The sequence below is a fragment of the Nostoc sp. PCC 9305 genome (assembly GCF_963920915.1).
Lineage (GTDB): Bacteria > Cyanobacteriota > Cyanobacteriia > Cyanobacteriales > Nostocaceae > Nostoc.
Genome location: NZ_CAWUDN010000015.1, coordinates 88262 through 95960 on the forward strand (window position 1 = coordinate 88262; position 7699 = coordinate 95960).

6 protein-coding genes and 1 pseudogene are annotated in these 7699 nt (G+C 40.8%); 3 read left to right on the forward strand and 4 right to left on the reverse strand.

Annotated features, from left to right (window positions below):
- Positions 1–110: 110 nt before the first annotated feature.
- A pseudogene (locus ACM0OX_RS08400) lies at positions 111–284 on the forward strand (transposase); the annotation flags it as partial.
- Positions 285–397: 113 nt separating this feature from the next.
- Here the strand turns inward: ACM0OX_RS08400 and ACM0OX_RS08405 are convergent.
- Together ACM0OX_RS08405 and ACM0OX_RS08410 are read right to left on the reverse strand one after the other, a co-directional pair.
- Entirely contained in the window at positions 398–2110 is a 1713-nt protein-coding gene (locus ACM0OX_RS08405) for a diflavin flavoprotein (RefSeq protein WP_414514470.1), read from the reverse strand.
- Between the two features lie 164 nt (positions 2111–2274).
- Positions 2275–3999 (reverse strand): diflavin flavoprotein, encoded by a 1725-nt coding sequence (locus tag ACM0OX_RS08410; RefSeq protein ID WP_414514471.1) that lies wholly within the window; start codon positions 3997–3999, stop codon positions 2275–2277.
- Positions 4000–4108: 109 nt separating this feature from the next.
- Between ACM0OX_RS08410 and ACM0OX_RS08415 the strand changes: the two genes are divergently transcribed.
- On the forward strand, positions 4109–4951 hold the full coding sequence (locus ACM0OX_RS08415; protein WP_414514472.1) for a pantothenate kinase: 843 nt from the start codon (positions 4109–4111) through the stop codon (positions 4949–4951).
- Positions 4952–5034: 83 nt separating this feature from the next.
- Here the strand turns inward: ACM0OX_RS08415 and ACM0OX_RS08420 are convergent, their stop codons facing one another.
- Both ACM0OX_RS08420 and ACM0OX_RS08425 read right to left on the reverse strand, forming a co-directional pair.
- Positions 5035–5877 carry an alpha/beta fold hydrolase gene (locus ACM0OX_RS08420; RefSeq protein ID WP_414514473.1) on the reverse strand — a complete coding sequence of 281 codons (843 nt, stop codon included), beginning with the start codon at positions 5875–5877 and terminating at the stop codon, positions 5035–5037.
- A gap of 188 nt (positions 5878–6065) precedes the next feature.
- Positions 6066–6560 (reverse strand): NUDIX hydrolase, encoded by a 495-nt coding sequence (locus ACM0OX_RS08425; protein ID WP_094348491.1) that lies wholly within the window; start codon positions 6558–6560, stop codon positions 6066–6068.
- Positions 6561–7272: 712 nt separating this feature from the next.
- Between ACM0OX_RS08425 and ACM0OX_RS08430 the strand changes: the two genes are divergently transcribed.
- The gene (locus tag ACM0OX_RS08430; RefSeq protein WP_012412073.1) at positions 7273–7440 is read left to right on the forward strand and encodes a hypothetical protein; all 168 of its coding nucleotides are present in this window, start codon (positions 7273–7275) and stop codon (positions 7438–7440) included.
- The last annotated feature ends 259 nt before the right edge of the window (positions 7441–7699 follow it).

A 7699-nucleotide genomic window follows, 5' to 3' on the forward strand; every position in this document is an offset into this window, starting at 1 on the left:
CCACGCAGGCAAGCAAGAAAGTATGTGCCTTGGCAAACTATTAATCTTGATGTAATAAATATAAATCATTGCTCATAATTCGGCAGTGATGAAGTTGATTGTTATTCTTTAGATGGTTTGGTGGAATAGTCGGTTATTCCTCCTACAGAACCACGAGTGGTGCTGTAGGAGTAATTAATAATAAACTCAAGTTAGTTAAAAGGCTTGGATATGGCTTTCGTAACTTTAGCAATTTCAGATTATGCAGTTTATTAAACTGGCATTTTACTATTAATTATCCATAAAATTAACCGAAGAACCCAATCTTTTATCTATTACAATTAGTAATTTTGCGAGATTAAAATTACTGTTTTGGATTTTAGATTTTAAATAATTCATCCAAAATCCAAAACGCTAATTAATAATGAGTTGCCGACTTGCGATGATGCACAGCTGTAACGCCATCATTATCTAGCAATTTGCCATTCTCGATAGTCGCATAAACCAGCCAGTGGTCGCCAGATTCCATCCGGTTTTGTACGGAACACTCTAGATATGCTAGGGCATCAGTAAGTATGGGAGAACCGCTTTCAGTTTCTTGGGCGGCGACATCAGCAAATCGGTCTTGTCCTGGGCCAAAAGGTTTGAGAAAGTGCTTCATCAATCCTAAGTGATTTCCTTCTTTAAGAATATTGAGGACAAATTTATTTCCTGTATGGGTCAGTGTTTCTACTGCACGGTCTTTGGCGACGGCGATGGTTAAACCAGGTGGATTAAAACTAGCTTGAGATACCCAAGAGGCTAACATGGCACTGGAGCGATCGCCTTCTTTGGCTGTGAGAACGCAAAGAGAACCCACAATCCGACCAACTGCTTGTTCTACATTTGTTGCAGGAAGACTCTGCGATCGCACTTTTCTAGCTTTCTTCAGTGCTTGAGCAAAGTCGGTTCCAGCTTCTTCACACAATTGTAAGGTGGCATCGTCGGGTTTGAATTTTACGCGAATTGTATCAAAACCAAACCGATAGCCAGCATCTTTTAATTTACTCTCAATTAAATCAACCGCTTCCCCACTCCAGCCAAAGGAACCAAAAGCACCAGCGAGTTTATTGTTAGTGGCGGTGGATAAGACAATTCCTAAAGCTGTTTGTACGGGTGTCGGTGCATGACCGCCAAGGGTAGGAGAACCAATGATGAAACCACCGGCTTTTTCCACAGCCGTCCGGATTTCTTCTGGTTCAGTAAACTCGCAGTTAATCGATTCTACGGCAACGCCAGCTTTTGTAATGCCACGAGCGATCGCTTGGGCTAATGTGGCTGTATTTCCATAAGCTGATGCATAAATCAAAGCTACTGTCAAGTCAGCAGAAGTTTGCTGTTGACTCCATTCTCGATAAGATTTGGTCAGATCGATTAAGCCATAGCGTACTAAAGGCCCGTGTCCATTGGCATACATTCGCACAGGAAAATCTGCAAGTTTATCCAGTGCTGTTTCAACTTGACGGGCGTGGGGAGCCATGAGGCAATCAAAATAATAGCGCCGATCCTCGTTATAGACTTCCCAACCTTCATCAAATACCTGATCTCCACAAACGTGCGCCCCAAATAACTTATCTGTGTACAGAATTTCTGTTTGTGGATCGTATGTGCAGAGTTGATCTGCATAGCGGGGATTGGGAGTGGGAATAAATTGTAAATTATGCCCATTACCCAAATCTAGAGTTTCTTCGCCCCGCATCACAAGAATTTGCAAATCTGGATTTTCCAGCGCCGCACGTAAATTTATCGCCCCTGGATTAGAACACACAAAGGTGATTTGGGGAGCAATTTCTAACAAAGCTTTTAAAGTTGCAGCGCGGTTAGGATTTACGTGTCCCAAAATTACATAATCTAAATCTTCGAGATGAAAACGTTGCTGTAAAGCTTCTAAATAAATTTGCGTAAACGTTTCCCCTGGAGGATCGATAATGGCAGTTTTCTCACTTTCGATTAAATAAGAATTAGCAGTTGTACCCTTAGCAAGAGCATATTCAATTTCAAATCTGAGCCTTGACCAACTACGCGATCGCAGGATTCTTGTATTTGTAGCAATGGGGAAGACTTGAACGTCACGGGGTTTATTTTTTGACATAGCTGAAACAAGAGTTATGAGTTGTGAGTTATGAGTTATGAGTTGAAGAAAGTTGTTAATCTAGATTTTTTAACTTGCGTTGTACAGACGATATGTTTTGTCCACCTCGTCCCTACAACTCCTAATTTTTAACTTCTAACTCCTAACTCCTAACTCCTAACTTTTTAGTAGTGGTTGCCAACTTTACGGTGATGCACAGCAGTCAAAGCATCTGGCTTAGAAACCCGTCCAGCGTAGACTGTGCTGTATACTGCCCAATGGTCGCCGCAATCCATTCTACTGATAACTTCGCACTCCATATAGGCGAGGGCGTCGTTGAGGATGGGCGCACCATTTTCGGCTGGCTGAGTTCTCACACCTTCAAAGCGATCTGCACCAGGGGCGAACCGTTTCAAAAAGTGTTTCATTAATGGTTGAAAATTGCCTTCTTCTAAAACGTTGAGAACAAAGCGATCGCCTACTTGCATGAGTGATTCAATAGCCCGATCTTTGGCGACTGCAATGGAGAATCCCAAGGGTTTGAAGCTAGCTTGAGCAACCCAAGAGGCTAACATCGCACTGGATACATCGCCTTTTTTGGCAGTAATAATATATAATCCGCCGCTGATTCTACCTAATGCTTTATCTAAGTCAGCACCAAGGGATTTCATGACTTTAATGCTGCGATCGCGTGTTACCCATTGAGCTAAGTCTGTACCTGCTTCTTCACACAACTTGTAAGTATTTTCCGTAGGCGTTTGTTTAATCCGAATTGCTGGAAAAACTGTTGTCAAACCCAAATTGCGGAATTTACTCACCAAAGGATCTATTGGCTCATCATCGCCACCACCGGTTTCAAATACGCCGATAGCTTGCTTTTCTTTGGCAGATCCTAAAACTGTGCTGAGTGCAGCTTGGATATTTGCAGCACCAGAAGCCGGAGGTAATCCAACGATTAGCCCAGCACACCTGCTAACTAGTTCCCGCAGTTCTTGTAAATCGACTTCAGATCCCAAATCGACAATTTCCACTGCGACACCAGTTTTACCGATACCGTTGGCAATTGCTTGCGCGAGGCGATCGCTATATCCGTATTCGGAAACGTAAAATATGCCAATCACTGTTTCTGGCTTGGCTTGGCTTTGGCTCCAAGTGCGGTAACGTCCAACTAGTTCTTCAACATTGTGAGATAATAACGGGCCGTGTCCTGTGGCAATCACATCGATGGTTTTCAGTTCCGCCATCCGCTTCAGGGCAGACAGAACTGACCGAGCATTCGGCCCCATTAAGCAATCGTAGTAGTAATGAAAGTCTTCTTCGATCGCTGCTAAGTTTTCATCAAAGGTGCTATCTGAGCAATAGTGCAACCCAAAGGCATCGCAGGTGTAGAGAACTTTGGTTTTATGGTCGAAGCTGAAAATGGTATCCGGCCAATGTAAATTTGGAGCAATCACGAATTCAAATTCATGCCCATTGCCCAAATCTAAGCGATCGCCATTTTTCACAATCCGCCGTTTAAATGGCTGATGTACCAAATCCTCAAGAAACTGAATCGCCACTTTAGAACCGACAACGGTTATTTCTGGAGCCATTTGCAGCAAATCTTTAACTAAACCGCTATGGTCTGGTTCAGTGTGACTGATAATTAAATAATCAATCTCTGTTGGGTTGATTAGTCCGGTGAGCGTATCAAAGTATAGTTGACGAAACTTTTCATGGGAGGTATCAACTAAAGCAGTCTGCTCCCCACGGATGAGAAACGAGTTATAAGTAGTACCGTTTTGCAGACCAAACTCAATATCGAAGCGATCGCGATCCCAATCCAAAGAGCGAATAGCCGTCGTCTCTTGAGCAATCTCTACAGTCTGTATGGTGAGCCGTTTTTCAGTTTTTTCGGTGAGCGCTACCATAACTCCCTCCTTGACACAATGAGTATTTCTTCCTCTCCTTTTATTGTGACACGGCTTGAATGTTAATTTTTATTAAAAAATCTATAGTTGACTTAAAAAAGTTAAAAGTGTGAAACCACAGAGCCACAGAGAGGAAATTTGGCTAGCCTTGGAAATTGGTAATTCGCGTCTGCATTGGGCATTGTTTATTGGCGAGACACTTTATTCAGCTTGGGATACCGACTATTTTCCTCAGTCTGTGATACAACATCTAGCTGAATTTCAAACCCTAGATGATTTATTGCTGGCAATTTCTCCAACCCATCAACAAAGTAATTTTCTCACAAATACTCCACCCCTTTGCGCTTTTGTCTCTCTGCCTCCGTGCTCTCTTCTCCTTGCCTCGGTAGTTCCCAGCCAAACTGCTATTTGGCAAACTTACCCAAACGTTCGCGTTATTACCTTAGAGCAAATACCACTAAAAGGCGTGTATCCCACACTAGGAATTGACCGCGCTTTAGCTTTGTGGGGTGCAGGGAAAACTTGGGGTTTTCCGATGATGGTAATTGATGCTGGAACAGCGCTAACTTTTACAGCTGCGGATGCGAATGAGTATTTAGTTGGAGGTGCAATTTTGCCAGGATTAGGCTTACAATTTGCAACTCTTGGTCAACAAACAGGACAATTACCATTAGTGGAAATGCAAAGTTTTCCGTCTCTACCACCACGTTTTGCTCTCAATACTACAGAAGCAATTAAAAGTGGAGTAATTTTCACAGTATTAGCTGGAATTAAAAATTTTATTGAAGCATGGTGGGATTTATTTGCTGATGGAAAAATTGCCATTAAAGGGGGCGATCGCACTTTATTAATTAACTATTTGCAAGCTTTATATCCTGAAATTGCAGCACGTTTAATTGTGGAACCAAATTTGATTTTTTTGGGAATGCACGAAATATTGATAGGGTCATAGTTGTGACAACAAACTTGAAACACATATCGCGGTTTCAAAGGGAAGGAATATGTGTTATGGATTGGCAAGAAACCCTGAATGAGCTAGTTTAATTCGTTGAAATTATGACTTTTTAAAATACCTTTAATAAACTCCTGAATTTCACTCGCCACAACCTCAGCACAAGATTCTGGCAAGTTATTTCTGGCATGAGCAATCATTTTCAACTCGACTTTCGGTATCAGTTGAGCATAAACACGGCTTCTGGCTAAAGTATCTGGTGTATCTTGTCCACCTTGTAAAATAAAAACTGGGACATCTATCATATAAAGCTGCTTTTGCAGTAATTCCGCCTCAATTTCTACTTGTCGCCGTTTGAAAAGTAACTGGCAACCTATGGGATACGGCAATAGCGATTGACGCAACTGCAAGTCTTGTGCAATTTTTTCATGCCAACCCAGGATTTTAGTCAACGGAGTTAGCGATCGCAACAACTTAACTACTAGTGGTGGATAATTCAATAATCGCCGCATCTTCTGGCAATACTCTTCTTGTCCTGGTATCTCCACGCCCTCTGGTGCTAGCAGTACCACACCATCAACTTTCTCTGGATACTTTAAAGCATAGCTAGCAGCAATCCAACCCCCAAGAGAATGCCCCACTAAATATACTTTTTCTAGCTTCACAGCTTGCAAAAATTCAGCTAGACATTCAACTTGTAAATCTATCGAATGGTGGATATTGGGATTTTCTGATTCACCAAATCCTAACAAATCAGGTGCAAAACAATGAAAATCCTGTGCAAGGGATTCCATCACAGATAACCATTGACTGCTGTCATTCCAAGCACCATGTAAAAAAATTATAGGAGTTTTTTCACCAACTTCACGCCAGAAAAGTAGCCCTTGAGAGAGCTTTCTCCGGGAGTTACGGAATAGTGTATCCATTTTATTTAGTAGTTAACTTTTAGCACCATAATAAATAGTCGTTTGTCATTAGTCATTGGTCATTATTAACTAGTTCTGGACAAATTACAAACAGAGAAGTGTGAGCCAAGGCTTTTTGAAATCAGAACTTTGGCAGCAAATGACAAAGGACTAATGACTAATGACTAATGACTAATGACTAAATATTCTTATGCCAGTGTTGTCAAGCCATTCAAGTAGTCTTGCAACTGCCGAGTATGGTCGTGAGACATCTTTTCTGAAGGTAGTAAACTGGGAGAGAAAGCTTGGATTTCCATAACTTCTAAAGTGTCTTGAATCTCCATTGTCCCATACACTTCGGCTTCAACCACAATACAAATTGAATGGATTCTGGGATCGCGGTCTGGTGCAGAGTAAACTCCCACCAAACGGTTAATTTTCACCAATTCTAGCCCGGTTTCCTCCATCAATTCCCGGCGAACTGTATTGGGAATATCTTCTCCCCAATCTACAATCCCTCCAGGCAATGACCAAAGACCATTGTCGCGCCGCCGGATCAGTACAATCCGACCATCGGGTAAAATTGGGATGATGCTAGTGCCAGTAATGGGATGACGAAATATTATACCCAATACTGTTTGTCCAATACGCCATAAGCTACGTGTGGACTCTACAGCTGCCGGAAAAAAAGCAATAACGTTCAATCTTCAAAATTTATGTGTTGTATTCTATAGTTCCCTACCACTTACATAGGCTCAACTAATAAAATTTTTGCTGAGTTTTGTTTTATACAAAAATGTTTGTGGGTTGAGATTTTATTCTCACGATTTACGTAGAATATTATCAATTCTAACATCAAGTTTCAAGAGAAGCACTGTGTTTATATATACATAATATTTCTTGAACGAGGTAAATTTTAAGTTGATAGCTAGCATTAGTGCTGTTGAAACTAGCTGTTACTAATAGATTTTTAGAACACATTAAAAGAAATAATATGAATAATAAGTCGAAATCCAAAATTCTGAATTCTGAATTTATGAGAGGCAATTAAGTAGGGTTTAAAACCTACAATTAATTAAAGATTGCTAAATAAAATATTAGACTCTATACTTAAACTCACCTATCCTTCCTGAATTATTTCTTGATAATATTGATTTGTTTCAAGAACAACAAGTAATGAGCTAATTTCCAATCTATTTGAAAATTGGAATCTCAGAAAAGATATTTTTCGTCTTGCTGCGGGGATAATTAAAAATTTTTATTGACAAAGTTAGGTATAATGCGATAGACTAGTACACTGTTTAAAGCGTATTTATTGCTGCACTAGGCTAAAAATATATCAATAACATTGGTAGCTAATATTGCCTAAGTGATGCCTAGTTGCTACTTTTTTGTTGTTTATTAATAGAGGTGAACATGGCCAAGCGCCGTAACCCGAAAAAAGAAAAGGCGCTACGTAACCAGGCGTATGCCAGAAAGTTTCGTAAACGGACTACGACAGGAAGAATGCAGAGAAGGTTCCAACAAAGACCACCAAAGAGTGAAGAAGAAGAAGGCGCAGCAACAGCAGCTGACACTGACTAAGCTGCTTGCCTAAATCCTTATTGTTTGGGTTATTTACCTTTTGGGGCGCACATTTATTTGTACGCCCTTATTTATTTTTGGGCATTGGGCATAGAGAAAAGATAAGGGAGACAAGGGAGAGATCAATACTGCTCGGTTAAGCATTTTTAAATTGGAATTGGGTTTGGGGAAAAGGTTAAAGGGTAAAGGTTAAAGGGTAAAGGGTAAAGGTTAAAGGGTAAAGGTTAAAGGGTAAAGGTTAAAGGGTAAAGGTTAAAGG

What these genes read in the sequence shown, in the direction of transcription:
- ACM0OX_RS08410 (WP_414514471.1), bottom strand. Translation starts at nt 3,999, where the DNA reads ATGGTAGCGCTCACCGAAAAAACTGAAAAACGGCTCACCATACAGACT.
- ACM0OX_RS08405 (WP_414514470.1), bottom strand. Translation starts at nt 2,110, where the DNA reads ATGTCAAAAAATAAACCCCGTGACGTTCAAGTCTTCCCCATTGCTACA.
- ACM0OX_RS08430 (WP_012412073.1), top strand. Translation starts at nt 7,273, where the DNA reads ATGGCCAAGCGCCGTAACCCGAAAAAAGAAAAGGCGCTACGTAACCAG.
- ACM0OX_RS08420 (WP_414514473.1), bottom strand. Translation starts at nt 5,877, where the DNA reads ATGGATACACTATTCCGTAACTCCCGGAGAAAGCTCTCTCAAGGGCTA.